The organism is Janthinobacterium sp. GW821-FHT03C10, from assembly GCF_059420865.1.
Genome location: NZ_JBWKUN010000003.1, coordinates 354,084 through 372,677, shown reverse-complemented (window position 1 = coordinate 372,677; position 18,594 = coordinate 354,084). Strand labels below are relative to the sequence as shown.

General features: G+C 60.5%; 17 protein-coding genes and 2 tRNA genes. 7 read left to right on the top strand and 12 right to left on the bottom strand.

Features of this window, described 5'->3' with window-relative positions; all coding sequences use genetic code 11:
* The first annotated feature begins 56 nt into the window (after positions 1–56).
* The 3 genes from AC07VH_RS12875 (at position 57) to AC07VH_RS12865 (ending at position 1,837) form a co-directional block, all read left to right on the top strand.
* On the top strand, positions 57–608 hold the full coding sequence (locus tag AC07VH_RS12875; RefSeq protein WP_494788091.1) for a GbsR/MarR family transcriptional regulator: 552 nt from the start codon (positions 57–59) through the stop codon (positions 606–608).
* A 313-nt stretch (positions 609–921) separates the two neighbouring features.
* Positions 922–1,488, top strand: a complete 567-nt coding sequence (locus AC07VH_RS12870) for a PEP-CTERM sorting domain-containing protein (protein WP_475416198.1) — start codon at positions 922–924, stop codon at positions 1,486–1,488.
* A gap of 169 nt (positions 1,489–1,657) precedes the next feature.
* Positions 1,658–1,837, top strand: a complete 180-nt coding sequence (locus tag AC07VH_RS12865) for a hypothetical protein (RefSeq protein WP_489627976.1) — start codon at positions 1,658–1,660, stop codon at positions 1,835–1,837.
* Positions 1,838–1,918: 81 nt separating this feature from the next.
* Here AC07VH_RS12865 and AC07VH_RS12860 read toward each other — a convergent pair.
* The 6 genes from AC07VH_RS12860 to AC07VH_RS12835 form a co-directional block, all read right to left on the bottom strand.
* A tRNA-Arg gene (locus AC07VH_RS12860) sits at positions 1,919–1,993 on the bottom strand.
* Between the two features lie 94 nt (positions 1,994–2,087).
* Positions 2,088–2,164 (bottom strand) — tRNA-Pro (locus AC07VH_RS12855).
* Positions 2,165–2,299: 135 nt separating this feature from the next.
* Entirely contained in the window at positions 2,300–3,637 is a 1,338-nt protein-coding gene (gene glmM, locus AC07VH_RS12850) for a phosphoglucosamine mutase (protein ID WP_494788090.1), read from the bottom strand.
* Positions 3,638–3,676: 39 nt separating this feature from the next.
* Positions 3,677–4,510, bottom strand: coding sequence for a dihydropteroate synthase (folP, locus tag AC07VH_RS12845; RefSeq protein ID WP_475416201.1), 834 nt, complete (start codon positions 4,508–4,510; stop codon positions 3,677–3,679).
* Positions 4,511–4,625: 115 nt separating this feature from the next.
* Complete coding sequence (gene ftsH, locus AC07VH_RS12840; protein WP_077402824.1) at positions 4,626–6,506, bottom strand: ATP-dependent zinc metalloprotease FtsH; 1,881 nt, start codon at positions 6,504–6,506, stop codon at positions 4,626–4,628.
* 202 nt (positions 6,507–6,708) lie between these two features.
* Positions 6,709–7,392, bottom strand: coding sequence for an RlmE family RNA methyltransferase (locus tag AC07VH_RS12835; protein WP_034757436.1), 684 nt, complete (start codon positions 7,390–7,392; stop codon positions 6,709–6,711).
* Between the two features lie 42 nt (positions 7,393–7,434).
* On the opposite strand from AC07VH_RS12835, the gene AC07VH_RS12830 reads away from it, so the two are divergent.
* Positions 7,435–7,905 carry a YhbY family RNA-binding protein gene (locus tag AC07VH_RS12830; protein ID WP_010397237.1) on the top strand — a complete coding sequence of 157 codons (471 nt, stop codon included), beginning with the start codon at positions 7,435–7,437 and terminating at the stop codon, positions 7,903–7,905.
* A 203-nt stretch (positions 7,906–8,108) separates the two neighbouring features.
* Here the strand turns inward: AC07VH_RS12830 and AC07VH_RS12825 are convergent, their stop codons facing one another.
* The 6 genes from AC07VH_RS12825 to AC07VH_RS12800 all read right to left on the bottom strand — a co-directional run bounded on the left by AC07VH_RS12825 (position 8,109) and on the right by AC07VH_RS12800 (position 15,293).
* Complete coding sequence (locus tag AC07VH_RS12825) at positions 8,109–8,552, bottom strand: DUF4149 domain-containing protein (RefSeq protein WP_494788089.1); 444 nt, start codon at positions 8,550–8,552, stop codon at positions 8,109–8,111.
* Positions 8,552–9,028 carry a transcription elongation factor GreA gene (greA, locus tag AC07VH_RS12820; RefSeq protein ID WP_034757428.1) on the bottom strand — a complete coding sequence of 159 codons (477 nt, stop codon included), beginning with the start codon at positions 9,026–9,028 and terminating at the stop codon, positions 8,552–8,554. The genes AC07VH_RS12825 and greA overlap by 1 nt, the downstream gene beginning before the upstream one ends.
* 172 nt (positions 9,029–9,200) lie before the next feature.
* Entirely contained in the window at positions 9,201–12,437 is a 3,237-nt protein-coding gene (gene carB / locus AC07VH_RS12815; protein ID WP_475416203.1) for a carbamoyl-phosphate synthase large subunit, read from the bottom strand.
* A complete protein-coding gene (gene carA, locus AC07VH_RS12810) occupies positions 12,430–13,608 on the bottom strand; it encodes a glutamine-hydrolyzing carbamoyl-phosphate synthase small subunit (RefSeq protein WP_494788088.1) in 1,179 nt (392 codons plus the stop codon). Before carA ends, carB begins: the two co-directional genes overlap by 8 nt.
* Positions 13,609–13,903: 295 nt before the next feature.
* Positions 13,904–14,311, bottom strand: coding sequence for a GlcG/HbpS family heme-binding protein (locus AC07VH_RS12805; RefSeq protein ID WP_070219521.1), 408 nt, complete (start codon positions 14,309–14,311; stop codon positions 13,904–13,906).
* A 70-nt stretch (positions 14,312–14,381) separates the two neighbouring features.
* Positions 14,382–15,293: a patatin-like phospholipase family protein gene (locus AC07VH_RS12800; protein WP_494788087.1), complete on the bottom strand. Its 912-nt coding sequence runs from the start codon at positions 15,291–15,293 to the stop codon at positions 14,382–14,384.
* Positions 15,294–15,465: 172 nt separating this feature from the next.
* Here AC07VH_RS12800 and AC07VH_RS12795 point away from each other — a divergent pair, with 172 nt between their 5' ends.
* From AC07VH_RS12795 to leuA, 3 genes are all read left to right on the top strand, one after another.
* Positions 15,466–16,128, top strand: coding sequence for a hypothetical protein (locus AC07VH_RS12795; RefSeq protein ID WP_494788086.1), 663 nt, complete (start codon positions 15,466–15,468; stop codon positions 16,126–16,128).
* Positions 16,125–16,412 carry a barstar family protein gene (locus tag AC07VH_RS12790; RefSeq protein WP_494788085.1) on the top strand — a complete coding sequence of 96 codons (288 nt, stop codon included), beginning with the start codon at positions 16,125–16,127 and terminating at the stop codon, positions 16,410–16,412. The genes AC07VH_RS12795 and AC07VH_RS12790 overlap by 4 nt, the downstream gene beginning before the upstream one ends.
* A gap of 352 nt (positions 16,413–16,764) precedes the next feature.
* A complete protein-coding gene (leuA, locus tag AC07VH_RS12785) occupies positions 16,765–18,471 on the top strand; it encodes a 2-isopropylmalate synthase (protein ID WP_489627981.1) in 1,707 nt (568 codons plus the stop codon).
* Positions 18,472–18,594: the final 123 nt, after the last annotated feature.

The window sequence follows — 18,594 nt, the reverse complement described above, 5'->3', positions numbered from 1 at the left end:
CCCTGGCGGTTTGGCGTGAAAAAATTCAGATAATTATGAAAACTCAAAATATCCAAATGACGCCGCTGATCCTGACCTTCGTCAGTCATTTCGGCGAGATGGGCAGCCGCTGGGGCTTTAACCGCACGGTGGGGCAAGTGTACGCCTTGTTGTTTGTCGCGGAGCATCCTTTACACGCGGATGAAATCGCGGAACACCTGAGTTTCTCGCGCTCGAACGTGAGCATCGGCCTGAAGGAATTGCAGGGCTGGGGCTTGATCCGCCAGTCGCGCATTCCCGGCGACCGGCGCGAATATTTTTCTTCGCTGGGCGATGTGTGGCAAATCTTCCGCGTGGTGGCCGCCGAGCGCCGCCGCCGCGAGGTGGCCCCCACCCTGACGGTGCTGCGCGAAGCGCTGCTGGCGCCGGCCATGGAACCGGTGGATCAATATGCGCAGGAGCGCATGCGCGAAATGTATGAACTGGTCGACCTGGCCAACACCTGGTTCGACGACTTGCAGCGCCTGTCGCCCGAATCGATGGCGCAACTGATGAAAATGGGCGCCAAGGTACAAAAGCTGCTCAACGCCAAGGATCGCCTGTTTGGCGTCAGCAACAACAGCGACTGAAGCACCCGCCGCCTCCCCCCAAGCAGGGACGTCGCTAGCACAAGCTGGCGCGCCTTGTCACGCCATTTCCTCCTGCCATGTTGGCTATCGCTGGCACAGCCGTACATAGCCGTATGCGATGTTGTCAACTGAACCAATAGTATTATTTAAATTGTATTAATTTACATCAAGAGTAAGCTTGCATTTGCGTACTCAGTACGCGCAGGAAGTAGCTAAAAAGATAGCTAAAAACGGGCAATGGGATGACTTCCACGGCAGGCAGGGACGCATCCCTACACGATGAAGCAACTGTCTCAAGCACAAGGGGATTTTCATGAAAAGCATAAAGAGCATTGCCGTCAAGGCATCCATGCTGGCCGCAATGACTGTACTGGCAAGTGCGGCGCAAGCGGCCACCTGGGTCGATGTGGGGCCGGCCAGCGGTTTCGTCATCGCCGGCAGCACCGTCACCTATTCGCCATCGCCGGCATTGGAGGTGAAATATTATGACGATAATCTGGTGCCGCAGAGTCCCTCGGACATCCAGGGCTATATCAATGGCGTGTTCGGCAGCAGCCTGGGCGCCGCCGTTTCATATTGCGACAGCGCCACGTCGGGCTGCACTGCCGGCACCACGGCGGGCTTGAGCGGCGGGGTCAATTCCTATACGAGCGCGGCCGCCTATGACTATCTGGCCATCCATTTCGGCCAGGGCGAACTGGTATTCCACTGGGCCGCACCCGTGGCTGCCGGCACCACCTTCACGATCGAGGGCCTGCCCAAGGATCTGAGCAACTACAGGGCCTTCATTTCCGCCGTGCCGGAACCTGGAACCTATGCCATGCTGCTCGCCGGCCTGGGCCTGCTGGGCTTCATGGCACGCCGCCGCCAGGGAAAGTAAGCATCATCAAAGCCTCATGACGGCAGCGGTGCACCGTGCCCGCTGCCGCTTTCAATGCCAGCCGCATCTTTACGCCGCGTTTGCGGCGCCAGGTCCACTGTTTACACCATTTTTAGATCCCCCTCGCTATGCTCGACGGCATCAACTGCTGATCGACGAGGGAGAGCTCATGCACGAACAACCGTTTCGACCACGCGCGCGCAGCGTGATCCGCCAGCACCTGCCCGTGCGGGAACGGCTGCGCCTGGCCCGGCTGGCCAACAAGAAAATGGGAGCGGTAATCTCTGCGCTGCTGTGCGCGGCGCCGCTGCTGTACTTGCTGAGCGTGGTGCTGTTTGCGCAGCCGTGACACGGTCTGCAGGCAAACGATGAACAGAGATGAAGAAGGATGGCAATGCGACAGCTTGTCGCCTGCATGACCAGCAAGGACTGGTCCGCCCAGAGGGAATCGAACCCCCATTCACGGTTTAGAAGACCGTTGTCCTATCCGTTGAACGATGGGCGGAAAGGTGCAGCATTTTAGTCTATGCGCGCCAGCAATGCCAAGGCGCCGCAGAATAGAAAACGGGCTGTCATCTCTGACAGCCCGCTTATGACTTTGGTCGGAGTACAAGGATTCGAACCTTGGACCCCCTGGTCCCAAACCAGGTGCGCTACCGGGCTGCGCCACACTCCGAAGACAAGATAATAACGCTTCCCCACAATTTCGTCAATTGCCATAGACGAATTAGGTGGAAATAACTATCGCTCCCACTTGGGTGCTTGCTGAAAACGTTCAGGGCAAGGCAGTACAACGCCGCCCTGCGCGTTTTCAGCTGGCGACCTTGTCGGCGATGCGGCGCGCCATCGATTCGGCCTTCTCCTTGTCTTTCGCCTCGACCATCACGCGGATCAGCGGCTCGGTGCCCGAAGCGCGGATCAGCACGCGGCCCGTGTCGCCCAGTTCAGTCTCGACCAGCTCTTTCTCGGCCACCATGGCGGCATTTTTCTGCCAGTCGAAACCGGGCGCCACGCGCAGGTTGATCAGGGTTTGCGGGAACAGCACCAGTTCGGCCAGGCATTGCTGCAGGCTCTGGCCGCTGCGCTTGAGCGCGGACAACACTTGCAGCGCGGAGACGATGCCGTCGCCCGTCGTGTGGCGGTCCAGGCACAGCAGATGGCCGGAACCCTCGCCGCCCAGTATCCAGCCCTTTTCCTTCATGACTTCCAGCACGTAGCGGTCGCCCACCTTGGCGCGCGCAAAACCGATGCCCTGCTGCTTGAACAGCACTTCCAGCGCCATATTCGTCATCAGGGTACCCACGGCGCCGGCCACGGGGCCCGTCGCCAGGCGGTCCTTGACCATCACGTACAACAACTCGTCACCGTTATACAAGCGGCCCGTGGCGTCGCACATGATCAGGCGGTCGGCGTCGCCATCGAGGGCGATGCCCAGGTCCGCGCCGTGCTCGACGACGGCTTCGGCCATGGCCTTGGTCGCCGTGGCGCCAAAGCCCGCGTTGATGTTGAAGCCATCGGGCTTGTTGCCGATGGCGATGACTTCCGCCCCCAGCTCATGGAAGACGTGCGGCGCGATATGGTAGGCGGCGCCATGCGCGCAATCGACGACGATCTTCAGGCCGCGCAAGTCCAGCTCGTTCGGGAAGGTGCCCTTGCAAAATTCGATGTAGCGGCCTTGGGCATCGTCGAGGCGCTTGGCGCGGCCCAGCTTTTCCGACGCCACGCAAGCCATGGGCTCGTCGAGCGCCGCTTCGATTTCCAGTTCCACGCTGTCGGGCAGTTTGGTGCCCTGGCCGGAAAAGAACTTGATGCCATTGTCATGGTAGGGATTGTGCGAGGCGGAAATAACCACCCCGGCCGACAGGCGCAACGCCCGCGTCAGGTAGGCGATCGCCGGCGTCGGCATGGGGCCGGCCAGCATCACGTCCACGCCGGCGGCCGACAAGCCAGCTTCCAGCGCCGCTTCCAGCATGTAGCCGGAAATGCGCGTGTCCTTGCCGATCAGCACAGTCGGGCGCGCCTTGCCGCCCTGCGACTTGGCCAGCACCTTGCCGGCCGCATAACCGAGGCGCATGACGAAGTCGGGGGTGATCGGAGCCGTGCCCACCAGGCCGCGGATGCCATCGGTGCCAAAATATTTACGCGTCATAAATTTCTCTTTTTGTTGTTTATAATGAATCTTACAGCTTCAGTGCGCCATGCGCCAGACCTTCAGGGCATCGACGGTTTCGGCTACATCATGCACACGAATAATTTCTGCGCCTTGCGCTACCGCAGCAAGCGCACCGGCAACACTACCGGCCAGGCGCTGCTCGACGGGACGACCCGTCACGGCGCCGATCATCGACTTGCGCGACAGGCCCGCCAGCACGGGCAGGTCCAGTTCGCTGCGCAGCTGGCGCGTGGCGCGCAATAAAGCGTAGTTCTGTTCCACCGTCTTGCCGAAACCAAAGCCGGGATCGACGCACAGACGTTCGCGGGCGATGCCGGCCGCCGTCATGGTGTCGATGCGTTCGCGCAGGAAATCGATGACTTCGCGCACCACGTCCTCGTATTGCGGCCGGTCCTGCATGGTTTGCGGCACGCTTTGCATGTGCATGATGCACAGCGCGCAGTCGCTGTCCTGTACGGCCGCGATGGCGCCTGGCGCGCGGAAACCGTTGATGTCGTTGATCATGTCGGCGCCCGCCAGGATGGCTTCGCGCATCACTTCCGGCTTGTACGTGTCGACGGACAGGGGCTTGCCGCAGTCGCGCAAGGCGTACAGCACCGGCATGACGCGCTGCAACTCATCGTGCAACGGCAGCGGCGGCGCGCCGGGGCGGCTCGATTCGCCGCCGATATCGATGATGTCTGCACCGTCGAGTATCATCTGCTCGGCGCGCGAGAGGGCAAATTCCAGGTGCTGGTACTGGCCCGCATCGGAAAAGGAGTCGGGCGTGATGTTCAGGATGCCCATCACCAGCGCCTGCGCGCCGGACAGGTTGAAGCCGAAACGGCCAAATTGCAAATAGTGTCGCATGTAAATCTTTGTAGTCGTCAGGAAAAAACTGCGGCGGCAACGAAAAAGGGCAAGGATTGCTCCTTACCCTCGTTCTTGCCATACCCTTGCGTGCAGCCCGTCAGGGCGGCCCTAATCAGGCTGGTGCCGTCACGTTCGGCGAGATGCCGCCCGTGCCGCTGTCGCCCGCATTGCGGCGTGGCGGAATGACTTTCGGCGGACGCGGCTCCAGGCCGGCCATGATGTCATTGATTTGCTCTGCATCAATGGTTTCCCATTCCAGCAAGGCTTTCGTCATCATTTCGACCTTGTCGCGGTTACTTTCCAGCAATGTGCGCGCCAAAGCATATTGCTTGTCGAGAATGTTGCGGATTTCAGCATCGACCTTTTGCTGGGTCGCTTCCGAGATCGTCTTGGTGGCGCCACCGAAGAAACCTTCGTTTTCGCTGTCTTCGTAGACCATCACGCCCATGCTGTCGGACATGCCGAAGCGGGTCACCATGGAACGGGCCAGCTTGGTGGCGCGCGAGAAGTCGTTCGACGCGCCCGTGGACATCTGCCCCACGAAAATCTCTTCGGCGATACGGCCGCCGAACAGGATGGAAATTTCTTCCAGCATCTTGTCCTTGTAGGCGGACAAGTTGTCGTGTTCCGGCAGCTGCCAGGTCAGGCCCAGGGCCCAGCCGCGCGGCATGATCGTCACTTTATGCACGGGGTCAGCCTTTGGCAGCAGCTTGGCGACGACGGCGTGACCGGACTCATGGTAAGCCGTATTGCGGCGCTCTTCCTCGCGGATGATCATCGATTTACGCTCGGGACCCATGTAGATCTTGTCTTTCGCGTCTTCGAAGTCAGCCATTTCCACCAGGCGCTTGCTGCGGCGTGCGGCGAACAGGGCTGCCTCGTTGACCAGGTTGGCCAGGTCGGCGCCGGAGAAACCCGGGGTGCCGCGGGCCAGGATATCGGCTTTCACGTCGGTACCGATAGGCACTTTGCGCATGTGCACGTTCAAGATCTGCTCGCGGCCACGGATATCGGGCAAGCCGACGGAGACCTGGCGGTCGAAACGGCCCGGACGCAGCAAGGCTTTGTCGAGTACGTCGGCACGGTTGGTGGCGGCCACGACGATCACGCCGGAGTTCGCTTCAAAACCGTCCATCTCGACCAGCAACTGGTTCAGGGTTTGTTCGCGCTCGTCATTGCCGCCGCCCATGCCGGCGCCGCGGTGACGGCCGACAGCGTCGATCTCATCGATGAAGATGATGCAAGGCGAATGCTTTTTCGCGTTTTCGAACATGTCGCGCACGCGGGACGCGCCCACGCCGACGAACATTTCCACGAAGTCGGAACCGGAAATCGAGAAGAACGGCACCTTGGCTTCGCCGGCGATGGCGCGCGCCAGCAGGGTTTTACCCGTGCCCGGAGGACCGACCATCAGCACGCCGCGGGGAATGCGGCCGCCCAGTTTCTGGAATTTGCTCGGATCCTTGAGGAAGTCGACCACTTCGTTGACTTCTTCTTTCGCTTCGTCGCAACCGGCGACATCGGCGAAGGTAACGGTGTTGCTGGCTTCATCCATCATGCGCGCCTTCGACTTGCCGAACGAGAATGCCCCGCCCTTGCCGCCGCCTTGCATCTGACGCATGAAGAAGACCCAGACGCCGATCAACAGCAGCATGGGGAACCAGGAAACAAAAATAGTTTGCAGGAAAGACGCTTCCTCGGGCGGACGCACATCGAAATGCACGCCATTGTCGCGCAAGTCGCCGATCAAGCCCTTGTCGAGGCTGGTGGCGGTGGTACGCACCTTGGTGTCGTCCATCAGCTTGGCGGTGATCGACGAACCTTCGATCACGACATCCTTGACGCGCTTGGCTTTGACTTCATCCAGCAAATCGGAATAAGCGATGGCCTTGCTGCCGCCTGTGGCGCCATGACTGTCGAATTGCTTGAACAGCATGAACAACAGCAGCAATACGACTACCCAGATGGCAGATTTGGAAAACATGTTATTCACGAAGACTCCTTGGATGCAGTGCGCATCTCTTTACCTATAGCTAGAAACACGATTTTACTCGCAATAAGCGGGCCGTGCCAAAGCCCGCCGATCCGTGCGCGCGAAAAAACCGCGTTCACGCAAAAAAATGCAGTATAAACAATTTAGGCTTTTATGCCATCAGACGCTACTGCACTTCTCGTTCCCATGTGCGGATTCCCCCTTAAATATCAAGGGCGGAATCATCTTCTTCTACGGCATTTTTCAGCGGATTCTTGATTCCACGGCCCATCAGGAAGATTTCCGACGATTTATCGCGGCTGGCCTTGGGCTTTTTCTGCACCACGACCTTGAATTCGGCGCGGAATTTCTCCACGATCTGGCTGAAACCCATGTCTTTAAAGCATTTCACCAGCAATACGCCAGATGGCTTCAGGTGCAATTGCGAAAATTCGATGGCCAGGTCGATCAAATGCTCCATGCGCGCGGCGTCCGCCGTGGCAATGCCCGACAGGTTGGGCGCCATGTCCGACAGGACCAGGTCGACCTTGCGGCCTTGCAACACCACTTCCAGCTGGCGCAGCACGCGCGCTTCGCGGAAGTCGCCCTGGATGAAGTGGAAATCGGCAATCGGCTCCATTTCCAGCATGTCCAGGCCAATCAGGGTACCATTGACCCCGCCGCCGTCCTTGCCGGCCAGCTTGCGCCGCGTGTACTGAGCCCAGCTGCCGGGAGTGCAACCAAGGTCGACAATCACCTGGCCAGGTTTGATCAGTTTCTCGTCTTCATCGATTTCTTTGAGCTTGTATGCTGCCCGGGCGCGGTAGCCCTCTTTTTGCGCCAACTTCACATAAGGATCATTTATGTGGTCGTGCAACCAGTTTTTGTTTAATTTCTTCTTTGCCATTCGCGTAGAATACTGCTTTTAAGGGAATTACTAAATATTATTATGCTAAAACTTACACCCGTAGAGCGCAGCGCACTGCGCGCCGAAGCACACGCGCTGAAGCCTATCGTCATCATTGGCGAAGCGGGCTTGACACCTGCTGTCCTCAAAGAGATCGACCTGGGCCTGGATTCGCACGGCCTGATTAAAGTCCGCGTGTTCGGCGACGACCGCGAAGCCCGCGTCGGAATGTACGATACGATTTGCGGCAATCTCGGCGCCGCCCCGGTACAACATATTGGCAAACTGCTGGTAATCTACCGTCCGAAAAAAGAAGTGGTTAAGGAGAAGGTCAGCGCCGGCAAAGGCATGCGCGAAGTGACCATCGTCAAGGCCAGCGCCAGCGGCACCAAGCGCCCGAGCGTGACGAAAGTCATGATCAAGGGCAATGAGCGCGTTACCGAAGGCGGTTCCATCAAGCGTGCCAAGCCACGTCAGAAAAGCGCCAAGAAAAGCGCACTGGGCAGCAAGTAAGCCTGTTCACCCGGCCACCGCAAGGCGGCCGGGCTTGAAACAAGAAGCGGAGCACGGGATATTCCCTGCTCCGCTTTTTTATTGCAATTGCGCTTGTCGGATTACACGGCGCCAAGGCGCCGCTAATCCGACCTACGATATCGACCATCAGTCATGTAGGTCGGATTAGCGCGCAGCGCGTAATCCGACAACACCACAGCCGATTACTGCTGTTTCCAGATCAATACGCCCGCCAGCAGGCTTTGCACGGCAAAGATCAGGGTCGACGCGCCATGCAGCAGGCCGAAGCGGCTGCGCATGGCCTCGTCCATGATGCCCGACGGCGCCTGCGCCTTGAGTTCGGCCATCAGCGGCGAAATGCCGAAATGGCTGAGCAGCGCGCACACCAGCATGGACAGCACCAATGCTGCCAGCAAACGCCGGCGCTTCAGTTCCAGCGCGCCGGGCGCCCATTGCAGCAAGGCCAGCAGTACTAAAGCGCAAGCAAATGACAGCCAGGCCTCGGCGCGGAACATGCTGCCGGCGATATTGCCCGCCAGCACGCGGTCGCTCAGGGTGCCGAACAGGGTGGGCGCCACGATGAAGCCGATGGTCCACAGGCTGCCCGCCCACAGGGCAGCAACGAGGAGGCGCACGCGGCTGAGCATCAGATGTACAGCACTTCCAGGATTTCGTATTCGCGCGGGCCGGACGGCGCCTGCACTTCCACCACGTCGCCGGCGTACTTGCCGATCAGCGCGCGGGCGATCGGGGACGTCACGGAAACCTTGTTCATTTTCAAGTCGGCTTCATCGAGGCCGACGATCTGGTACGTGACTTTCTGGCCCGATTCCAGGTCTTCCAGGTTCACGGTCGAGGCAAACACCACGCGGCCTTCCGCGTCGAGCGCGGTCGGGTCGATGATTTGCGCAGCACCCAGCTTGCCTTCGAGTTCGGCAATGCGGCCTTCGACGAAAGCCTGGCGCTCCTTGGCGGCATCGTACTCGGCGTTTTCCGACAGATCTCCGTGCGAACGCGCTTCGGCGATCGCATCGATGACGATGCGGCGTTCCTTGGTCTTCAAATGATGCAGCTCTTCCTTCAAGAGTTCTGCGCCGTATTTGGTCAATGGGACTGAGGTCATGTTATCTCTACTATCTGCTAGTTATCGGCGCCGTTGTCCATGTTTTGCCACGGTTAACGGACTTACCAAGTGAAAACCACAGAGGCCGCGCGCTGCTCTGCACGGAACTCTGTGGTTGATAAGCATGCAGTGTACCGCCTAACGGCGGCCACTGCAAATCACACGCGGACTATCAAGCCTGCTGCAGGGTCTTGTGCAGGCCTTGCAGATCGTAGACGCGCAACTCATCCAGATGGCGGATGCCTTCGACGGCCGCTTCCGCGCCGGCGATGGTCGTATAGGTCGTCACGCGCGACGCCAGGGCCGACGTGCGGATGGCCCGCGAATCGACGATGGCGCTGCGCTTTTCTTCCACGGTGTTGATCACCAGCACGATTTCATGGTTCTTGATCATGTCGACGATATGCGGACGGCCTTCGATCACCTTGTTCACTGGCGTGACGGCGATGCCGGCAGCAGCGATCACGGCGGCGGTGCCCTTGGTGGCGACCACGGTGAAACCGGACTCGACCAGGTCGCGCGCCACTTGCACGGCGCGCGGCTTGTCCGACGCTTTCACGCTGATGAAGACCTTGCCCGATTTTGGCAGGTTCACGCCGGCGCCCAGTTGCGATTTCACAAACGCTTCGCCGAACGTCAGACCCACGCCCATGACTTCGCCCGTCGATTTCATTTCAGGGCCGAGGATGGTGTCCACGCCCGGGAACTTCACGAACGGGAACACGGCTTCCTTGACGCTGAAATACGGCGGCACGACTTCCTGCGTGATGCCTTGCGACGCCAGCGATTGGCCGACCATGCAGCGGGCGGCGATCTTCGCCAGTTGCAGACCGGTGGCTTTCGAGACGAAAGGCACGGTGCGCGAGGCGCGCGGATTGACTTCCAGCACGAAGACGACGTCTTTCATTTCGCCGTCGATCTCCTGTTTCTGGATCGCGAACTGCACGTTCATCAGGCCGACCACGTTCAAGCCCTTGGCCATCAGCGCCGTCTGGCGTTTCAGTTCTTCAATGGTTTCCGGTGCCAGCGAATATGGCGGCAAGGAGCAAGCCGAGTCGCCCGAGTGGACGCCAGCCTGTTCGATGTGTTCCATCACGCCGCCGATGAAAGTCGTTTCGCCGTCGGAGATGCAATCGACGTCGCACTCGATGGCGTCGTTCAGGAAGCGGTCCAGCAACACGGGCGAATCGTGCGAAACCTTGACGGCTTCGCGCATGTAGCGCTCGAGGTCGCGTTGCTCGTGGACGATTTCCATGGCGCGGCCGCCCAGCACGTACGATGGACGCACGACCAGCGGATAACCGATTTCCTGCGCCAGCGCCAAAGCGTCGGCTTCCGTGCGCGCGGTGCGGTTAGGCGGCTGGCGCAGTTCCAGCTTGTGCAGCATCTGCTGGAAACGCTCGCGGTCTTCGGCCGCATCGATCATGTCGGGCGAGGTGCCGATGATCGGCACGCCATTCGCTTCCAGGTCCAGCGCCAGCTTCAATGGCGTCTGGCCGCCGTACTGCACGATCACGCCCACCGGTTTTTCGATGGCGACGATTTCCAGCACGTCTTCCAGGGTCAAGGACTCGAAGTACAGGCGGTCCGAGGTATCGTAGTCGGTCGAAACCGTTTCCGGGTTGCAATTGACCATGATGGTTTCGTAGCCGTCTTCGCGCATGGCGAGGGCCGCGTGGACGCAGCAATAGTCAAACTCGATACCCTGGCCGATACGGTTCGGGCCACCGCCCAGCACCATGATCTTTTTCTTGTCGGTCGGATTCGACTCGCACTCTTCGTCGTACGTCGAATACATGTACGCCGTGTCGGTCGAAAACTCGGCCGCGCAGGTGTCGACGCGCTTGTAGACGGGACGGATGTTGAGCGCATGGCGCTGCTGGCGCACGGCCGTGTCGGTCGTCTGCAACAGGAAGCCCAGGCGGCGGTCCGAGAAGCCCTTCTGTTTCAACTTGTACAGGGTGTTCTTGTCCAGGTTTTCCAGCTTCTGCGTGTCCAGCCACAGTTCCAGGTCGACGATTTCCTTGATCTGGATCAGGAACCATGGGTCGATCTTGGTCAGCTGGTGCACTTCTTCCAAAGTGAAACCTTGGGCAAACGCGTCGCCCACGTACCAGATGCGCTCAGGACCAGGCTCGCCCAGTTCTTCTTCGATCTTTTCGCGGTCCTTGGTCTTTTCGTTCATGCCGTCCACGCCCACTTCCAGGCCGCGCAAGGCTTTCTGGAACGATTCCTGGAAGGTACGGCCGATGGCCATCACTTCGCCGACGGATTTCATCTGCGTCGTCAGGTGGTGGTCGGCGGTCGGGAACTTCTCGAACGTGAAACGGGGGATCTTCGTGACGACGTAATCGATCGACGGCTCGAACGATGCCGGCGTGGCGCCGCCCGTGATTTCATTGCGCAGCTCGTCCAGGGTGAAACCGACGGCCAGCTTGGCGGCGATCTTGGCAATCGGGAAACCCGTCGCTTTCGATGCCAGGGCCGACGAACGCGACACGCGCGGGTTCATCTCGATGACGATCATGCGGCCATCGACGGGATTGATCGAGAATTGCACGTTCGAACCACCCGTGTCGACGCCGATCTCGCGCAGCACCGCCAGCGAGGCATTGCGCATGATCTGGTATTCCTTGTCCGTCAGGGTTTGCGCCGGCGCCACCGTGATGGAGTCGCCCGTGTGCACGCCCATCGGGTCGAGGTTTTCGATCGAGCAGATGATGATGCAGTTGTCCGCCTTGTCGCGCACCACTTCCATCTCGTATTCTTTCCAGCCCAGCAACGATTCTTCGATCAGCAGCTCTTTCGTCGGCGAGGCTTCCAGGCCGCGCTTGCAGATGGTTTCGAATTCTTCTTCGTTGTAGGCGATGCCGCCGCCGGAGCCGCCCATGGTGAACGATGGACGGATGATGGTCGGGAAGCCCAGCGTGCGCTGCACGGCCCACGATTCTTCCATCGAGTGCGCCACGCCGGAGCGTGCCGAACCGAGGCCGATCTTGGTCATCGCGTCCTTGAACTTGGAACGGTCTTCCGCCTTGTCGATGGCTTCCGGCGACGCGCCGATCAGCTCGACGTTGTATTTCGCCAGCACGCCATTGTTGAACAGGTCCAGCGCGCAGTTCAGCGCCGTCTGGCCGCCCATCGTCGGCAGGATGGCGTCAGGACGCTCCTTGGCGATGATGCGTTCGACGACCGACCAGGTGATCGGTTCGATATACGTCACGTCGGCCATTTCCGGATCAGTCATGATGGTCGCAGGATTGCTGTTGACCAGGATGACTTTGTAGCCCTCTTCGCGCAGGGCCTTGCACGCTTGCGCGCCGGAATAATCGAATTCGCAGGCCTGACCGATCACGATCGGGCCGGCGCCAATAATCAGAATACTTTTGATATCTAAACGTTTAGGCATTTTTCTTTTTCTCCTCCGCAGCCATCAGGTTGATGAAGCGGTCAAACAGGTAAGCAACATCCATCGGGCCCGGCGACGCTTCAGGGTGGCCCTGGAAGCAGAAGGCCGGCTTGTCCGTGCGGGCAAAGCCCTGCAGGGAGCCGTCGAACAGCGATTCATGGGTCACGCGGCAATTCGCGGGCAAGGTTGCCGCGTCGACTGCGAAACCGTGGTTTTGCGAGGTAATCAAGACCTGTTTCGTTTCCAGGTCCTGCACCGGGTGGTTGGCGCCGTGGTGGCCGAACTTCATCTTCAGCGTCTTCGCGCCGGAAGCGAGCGCCATGATCTGGTGGCCGAGGCAGATGCCGAAGGTCGGGATGCCCTTCTCGATCAGTTCCTTGGTCGCCGCGATGGCGTAGTCGCACGGCTCCGGATCGCCGGGGCCGTTCGACAGGAAGATGCCGTCCGGATTCAGTGCCAGGGCGTCGGCCGCCGTCGCTTGCGCCGGCAGCACGGTGACTTTGCAGCCGCGCGCCGTCAGCATGCGCAGGATGTTGCGCTTGACGCCGTAGTCGAAGGCGACCACGTGGTATTTCGCGTCCGCGTCGGCCAGCTGGCCATAGCCTTCGCCCAGGGTCCATTCCGTTTCGCGGTATTCATACGGCGCCTTGGCCGAGACGACCTTGGCCAGGTCCATGCCGGCCAGGCCGGGGAAGGAGCGGGCCAGTTCCAGCGCTTGAGCGGCGGATGGCTCGTTGCCTTGCGTGCCGACGAGGATGGCACCGCCCTGCGCGCCTTTTTCACGCAGGATGCGCGTGAGCTTGCGTGTATCGATGCCGGCGATGGCGACGATATTTTCAGCTTTCAGGTAGTCGGACAGGGAGAGGGTGGAACGGAAACTGGATGCCAGCAAGGGCAGATCGCGGATGATGAGGCCAGCGGCGTGAACCTTGGAAGATTCGACGTCTTCCGGATTGACGCCAGTATTGCCGATATGCGGATAGGTCAGGGTGACCATCTGGCGGCAATAGCTTGGGTCGGTAAGGATTTCCTGATACCCGGTCATCGAGGTGTTGAAAACAACCTCGCCCGTGGTATGACCGGCGGCACCGATCGAAAAACCTTTAAAGATCGTTCCATCAGCAAGCGCTAATATGGCTGGAACGGCAGGGCCAGAAAAAAATGGCGGCAAGGGCAACTCCTGATAAAGTTACCGTAGCTGCGCCACGTCAGACCGACCGCCTAGTTACCCGAGCCAGATGCACTCAGGGTGTTTCAACGGTCATTTTGAATGAGGGGATGGGTAGTCGCTACGGTATATGTGTGATTGGCTAAACCTTTGAATTATAACCAAAAGGAAGCTTTTCCACAAGGAAGAAAATACGGAAGCCCCGGCATTTTTTTGCGCAGCAACATAATGCCGGCGCCCCATGAAAAAAGCCGCCCGGCTTGCGCGGAGCGGCTGGTTCTGCAACTGTGGCTACTACTTAGGCCGTCAGGGCCGCAATGCCCGCTTTGGCGATTTGCGCATCTTCCGCCGACTTGACACCCGAGACGCCGACGGCACCCACGTAGTGGCCGTCGTACACGATGGGCACGCCGCCTTCGAGCAAGCCGTCGATTTCCGGCGCGCTCAGGAACGACACGCGGCCGCCGTTGATCATCTCTTCATAGATGCGCGATTCGCGGCGGCCCAGTGCGGCCGTCTTGGCTTTCGATGGAGCGATGTGCGACGAGATCGGCGCCACACCGTCCATGCGCTGCAGCCATACCAGATGGCCGCCGTCGTCGACGATGGCGATCGTGACCGCCCAGTTATTCTTGACCGCTTCCGCTTCGGCGGCGGCTGCGATTTTCTTTACATCGTCCAGGGTCAAAATCGGTTTCGATTGCATGGTGCATCCTTGTTATGTTGAAGCAAAATTGTATACGAAATGCGCAGCGGTGCGATCGCGTACTGATCGCTTACTGCTCGCGCTTGGCTTTCAGCTTTTGCTTGAGCTGCGCCATGACGGCAAACGTCGCCTGCTCGCCCGCCAGGATGGCCTGGTTGCGGCTGTTGAAATCGTTGCCCTTCATGGTGCCCAGGCTGGGCTGGATCACCACGTCCGCATCCTTCAGTTCGAACTGGTTGATGCGCTGGCCCATGATGGCGAACGTCTGCATCAGCACTTCCATCGAACTGATGGCCTTTTGCGTATCCGTTTGCGACGAGATATTCACGGCGATGATGAAATCGGCGCCCATGTCGCGCGCAAAGCGCACGGGCACGGGAGCGACGAGGCCGCCATCGACATAGGTGTGGCCCGCGATCGTCACGGGCTGGAACACGCCCGGCACGGCCGACGAGGCGCGCACGGCCATGCCGGTGTTACCGCGCTGGAACAGGATCGGCTGGCCATTTTTCAAATCGGTCGCCACCACGCCGAATGGAATCTTGAGTTTTTCCAGCGACACGCCGCCGACAGCCTTGTTGACATAGCTTTGCAGCGCCTCGCCTTTCAGCACGCCGGACGATTTGCCGAACAGGGGCAAGGCCCAGTCCGAAATGGCGGCCTCGTCCATGTCGAACGCCATCTTTTGCAGGGCGAAGCCCGAGTTGCCCGCCGCATACAAGGCCCCCACGACGCTGCCGGCGCTGGTGCCGGTGACGATGTCGGCCTCGATGCCCTGCGATTCGAGCGCCTTGATCACGCCGATGTGCGCGAAACCGCGCGCCGCGCCGCCGCCCAGCGCCAGACCGATCTTGATCTTGCGCGGCGTGACGGCGATGGGTTCGGGCGGTGTCAATACTTGTACGGGTTTCGGGGCGGTGGTATCGCAGCCGGCCAGCACGAAGGCGGCCAGGGCAAGCAGGGTCAGGCGTTTAGGGAACATGGTGGAGAGTGAGAACCGCGCGCGGCAGTGGCAATAAAGGAGAGCCGATTGTAGCGCAAGCGGGGCCGGCCGCACTGAAGGCGGTCTTAAATGTTTATAGTGACAAGATTGCGAACCGTGCGTGCCGCTCCGGCTGCTAGACTGGCGCCTGGTTTCCCACTCGCTATCCCCCATGCCAGAACAATTGCAATTTGCCGACAGCCGCGCCCTGAACGCCCCATTTACGCAACAGTTATCGAGGCAGCCGCCCGACGGCGCCCTCGCCTGGCTGAGCGCCATCCTCGCCACGCAGGCACCCGCACTGCGCTCGTCGAACGCCATCCTGCTGGCCTACACGGGCAATCCAGCCGCCATCGCCTGGCTAGAGAACAATGTCGGCTCGCCCGTGGCCGGGCAATGGGGCGTGGCAGCGGCCCTGCTGAACACGCCCTGGCCGCAAATCGTTGATTGGCTGCAACGGGGCGGTCCGCACCGGCTGATGGCGCTCGATGCCCTGCTCGCGTACCGCATGCCAGCCGTCAACATGTCGCCGCTGGAACAGATCGCCGCCCCCGTGCTGCCGCAGGCGCCCGCGCGCGCCGAACTCGACGCCGTGCTGGCCGCCTGCCTGGCGGCATCTTCCACGCCGCGCATCCAGGCTGCCATCGACTCGATCAACAAGCATGTGGACGAGATCCTGCGCGGCGGCCCGCGCGGCGTGGCCGTGGCCGACCTGCCACGCCTGTACCTCGACCCGGCACCGTTCAAGGATGCATCCGCCATCCTGGAGCAGCACGAGGCAGTGGTCGGCGGCATGCGGCAAAACCTGCAGAACCTGCTCAAAGGCATATTGTGAATCGACCGGCCCTGGTGACGATCGACTTGAGCGAGATCACCTCGCCGCGCCAGTTGCACGCAGCACTGGCCGCCGCACTGGGTTTCCCTTCCTTCTATGGCATGAACTGGGATGCCTTCTGGGATGCCATCACGGGCCTGGTGGACATGCCGCAACAGCTGGCGCTGCGCGGCTGGCAGGGGCTGGCGGCGCGCCTGCCCCACGATGCGGCCCTGTTGCGGCGCTGCCTGGAACGCGCGCGGCAGGAAATGCCGGACTCGGCATCACACGTGCACTACATGTAAAACGGAAACGCTTGACAGCCCCGCCCGACATCCCTTACATTGAGTGCATGTCCTCCTTCAAACATTCCTCCCCTTCCCTGCTGTCGCTATCGCGACTACTGCTAGCACGCGCATAAGTTTGCCGCATTGCTTCGCCTGGCCACACGCCGGCGTGTTTCAAAAACCCTGGAAGGTTTGATGATGTTTGCACCATCCCCATACGTACACGTAATTCCCGCTGCGACCGCCCCTGCCGGCATCGCGGCCGCTCTGCTACCGCTACCGATCGCTTGCCTGGCCTAGTGTTGCGTGGCCGCCCGGCAAGCTTGCGCCACAACCCTTGATTTCCCCCTATCTTCAGGAGTACCCGATCATGATGTTGCAAAACCCAGCTTCCAAATACCGCGCCTTTCCTCCCGTTAAATTGACCGACCGTCAATGGCCGAACCAGATCATCAGCAAACCGCCCATCTGGATGAGCACCGACTTGCGCGACGGCAATCAGTCCCTGATCGAGCCGATGAGTGCGGAAAAGAAGCTGCGGTTCTTCGACATGCTGATCGCCATCGGCCTGAAGGAAATCGAAGTGGGTTTCCCATCGGCATCGCAGACGGATTTCGATTTCGTGCGCAAGCTCGTCGATGAAGGCCGCATCCCGGACGACGTCACCATCATCGTGCTGACCCAGTCGCGCGAAGAGCTGATCCGCCGCACGGTGGAATCGGTCGTCGGCGCCAAGCGCGCCATCGTGCACCTGTACAACTCCGTGGCGCCCGTGTTCCGCAAGGTCGTGTTCGGCATGTCGCGCGAAGAAATCACGCAGATCGCCACCACCGGCACCACCCTGGTAAAACAGCTGGTGGCCCAGCATCCGGAAACGGAATGGGGCTTCGAATACACGCCGGAATCGTTCTCCACCACGGAACTCGATTTCTCCAAGCATATCTGCGACGCCGTCAGCGCCATCTGGAAGCCCACGCCGGCCAACAAGATGATCATCAACCTGCCCTCGACCGTCGAATGCAGCACGCCCAACGTGTATGCGGACCAGATCGAATGGATGTCGCGCAAGCTGGCGCGCCGCGATTCCATCATCATCAGCGTGCACCCGCATAACGACCGCGGCACGGCCGTCGCGTCGGCCGAGCTGGCCGTGATGGCGGGCGCCGACCGCGTCGAAGGCTGTTTGTTCGGCAATGGCGAGCGCACCGGCAACGTCGATCTCGTCACTTTGGCGATGAACTTGTACACGCAGGGCGTGCACCCGGGCCTCGATTTCTCCGACATCGACACCGTGCGCAAGTGCGTGGAAGAGTGCAACCAGTTGCCCGTCCACCCGCGCCACCCGTATGCGGGCGACCTGGTGTTCACGGCATTCTCCGGCTCGCATCAGGATGCGATCAAGAAAGGTTTTGCCAAGCAACAACCGGACAGCATCTGGGAAGTGCCGTACCTGCCGATCGACCCGGCCGACCTGGGCCGCAGCTACGACGCCGTGATCCGCGTCAACAGCCAGTCCGGCAAGGGCGGCATGGCGTACTTGCTGGAACAGGAATACGGCCTGGTCTTGCCGCGCCGCCTGCAGATCGAATTCTCGCGCGCCGTGCAAGCCGTGGCCGACGCCACGGGCCGCGAAATCGCCGCGCAGGATATCCATGCAATCTTCCAGAAGGAATACCTGGAGCAGACGGCACCGTACGCCTACGCCTCGCACCGCATGGTGGAAGACACGAGCAGCGATGAATCCGTGCAGATCGACATCAGCCTGTCGCACCGCCAGACGCCGCTGGCCCTGCAAGGCGGCGGCAACGGCCCCATCGACGCCTTCGTCAACGCGCTCGGTCTCGACATCAAGCTGATGGATTACCATGAGCACTCGATCGGCTCGGGCGCCAACGCGCAGGCGGCCTGCTACGTCGAATTGCGCCTCGATAACGGTCCGACCCTGTTCGGCGCCGCCATCGACAGCAACATCGTCACCGCCTCGTTCAAGGCCGTGCTGTCGGCCGTGAACCGCCGCATCGGACAGACGGAAGCCGAAAAAACAACAGCGGCCGACATGGCGGCCAGCGCCGTCTAAGGACTGCGTTCCCTCTCGCGCAGGGAAAAAAAGCGGTACGGCTTGATCGCCGTGCCGCTTTTTCATTTCCGTAGGGCAATTGTTGCTGCAAAAGAAGTATCTCGCGCCGTATAATCGACTCAT

Coding starts and splice junctions, on each gene's coding strand:
- AC07VH_RS12825 (WP_494788089.1), bottom strand. CDS start 8,552: ATGCTCAGCCGCGTGCGCCTCCTCGTTGCTGCCCTGTGGGCGGGCAGC.
- folP (WP_475416201.1), bottom strand. CDS start 4,510: ATGCGACACTATTTGCAATTTGGCCGTTTCGGCTTCAACCTGTCCGGC.
- AC07VH_RS12805 (WP_070219521.1), bottom strand. CDS start 14,311: ATGCAATCGAAACCGATTTTGACCCTGGACGATGTAAAGAAAATCGCA.
- leuA (WP_489627981.1), top strand. CDS start 16,765: ATGATGTTGCAAAACCCAGCTTCCAAATACCGCGCCTTTCCTCCCGTT.
- AC07VH_RS12865 (WP_489627976.1), top strand. CDS start 1,658: ATGCACGAACAACCGTTTCGACCACGCGCGCGCAGCGTGATCCGCCAG.
- AC07VH_RS12830 (WP_010397237.1), top strand. CDS start 7,435: ATGCTAAAACTTACACCCGTAGAGCGCAGCGCACTGCGCGCCGAAGCA.
- AC07VH_RS12870 (WP_475416198.1), top strand. CDS start 922: ATGAAAAGCATAAAGAGCATTGCCGTCAAGGCATCCATGCTGGCCGCA.
- AC07VH_RS12800 (WP_494788087.1), bottom strand. CDS start 15,293: ATGTTCCCTAAACGCCTGACCCTGCTTGCCCTGGCCGCCTTCGTGCTG.
- glmM (WP_494788090.1), bottom strand. CDS start 3,637: ATGACGCGTAAATATTTTGGCACCGATGGCATCCGCGGCCTGGTGGGC.
- greA (WP_034757428.1), bottom strand. CDS start 9,028: ATGACCTCAGTCCCATTGACCAAATACGGCGCAGAACTCTTGAAGGAA.
- AC07VH_RS12875 (WP_494788091.1), top strand. CDS start 57: ATGACGCCGCTGATCCTGACCTTCGTCAGTCATTTCGGCGAGATGGGC.
- AC07VH_RS12795 (WP_494788086.1), top strand. CDS start 15,466: ATGCCAGAACAATTGCAATTTGCCGACAGCCGCGCCCTGAACGCCCCA.
- AC07VH_RS12835 (WP_034757436.1), bottom strand. CDS start 7,392: ATGGCAAAGAAGAAATTAAACAAAAACTGGTTGCACGACCACATAAAT.
- carB (WP_475416203.1), bottom strand. CDS start 12,437: ATGCCTAAACGTTTAGATATCAAAAGTATTCTGATTATTGGCGCCGGC.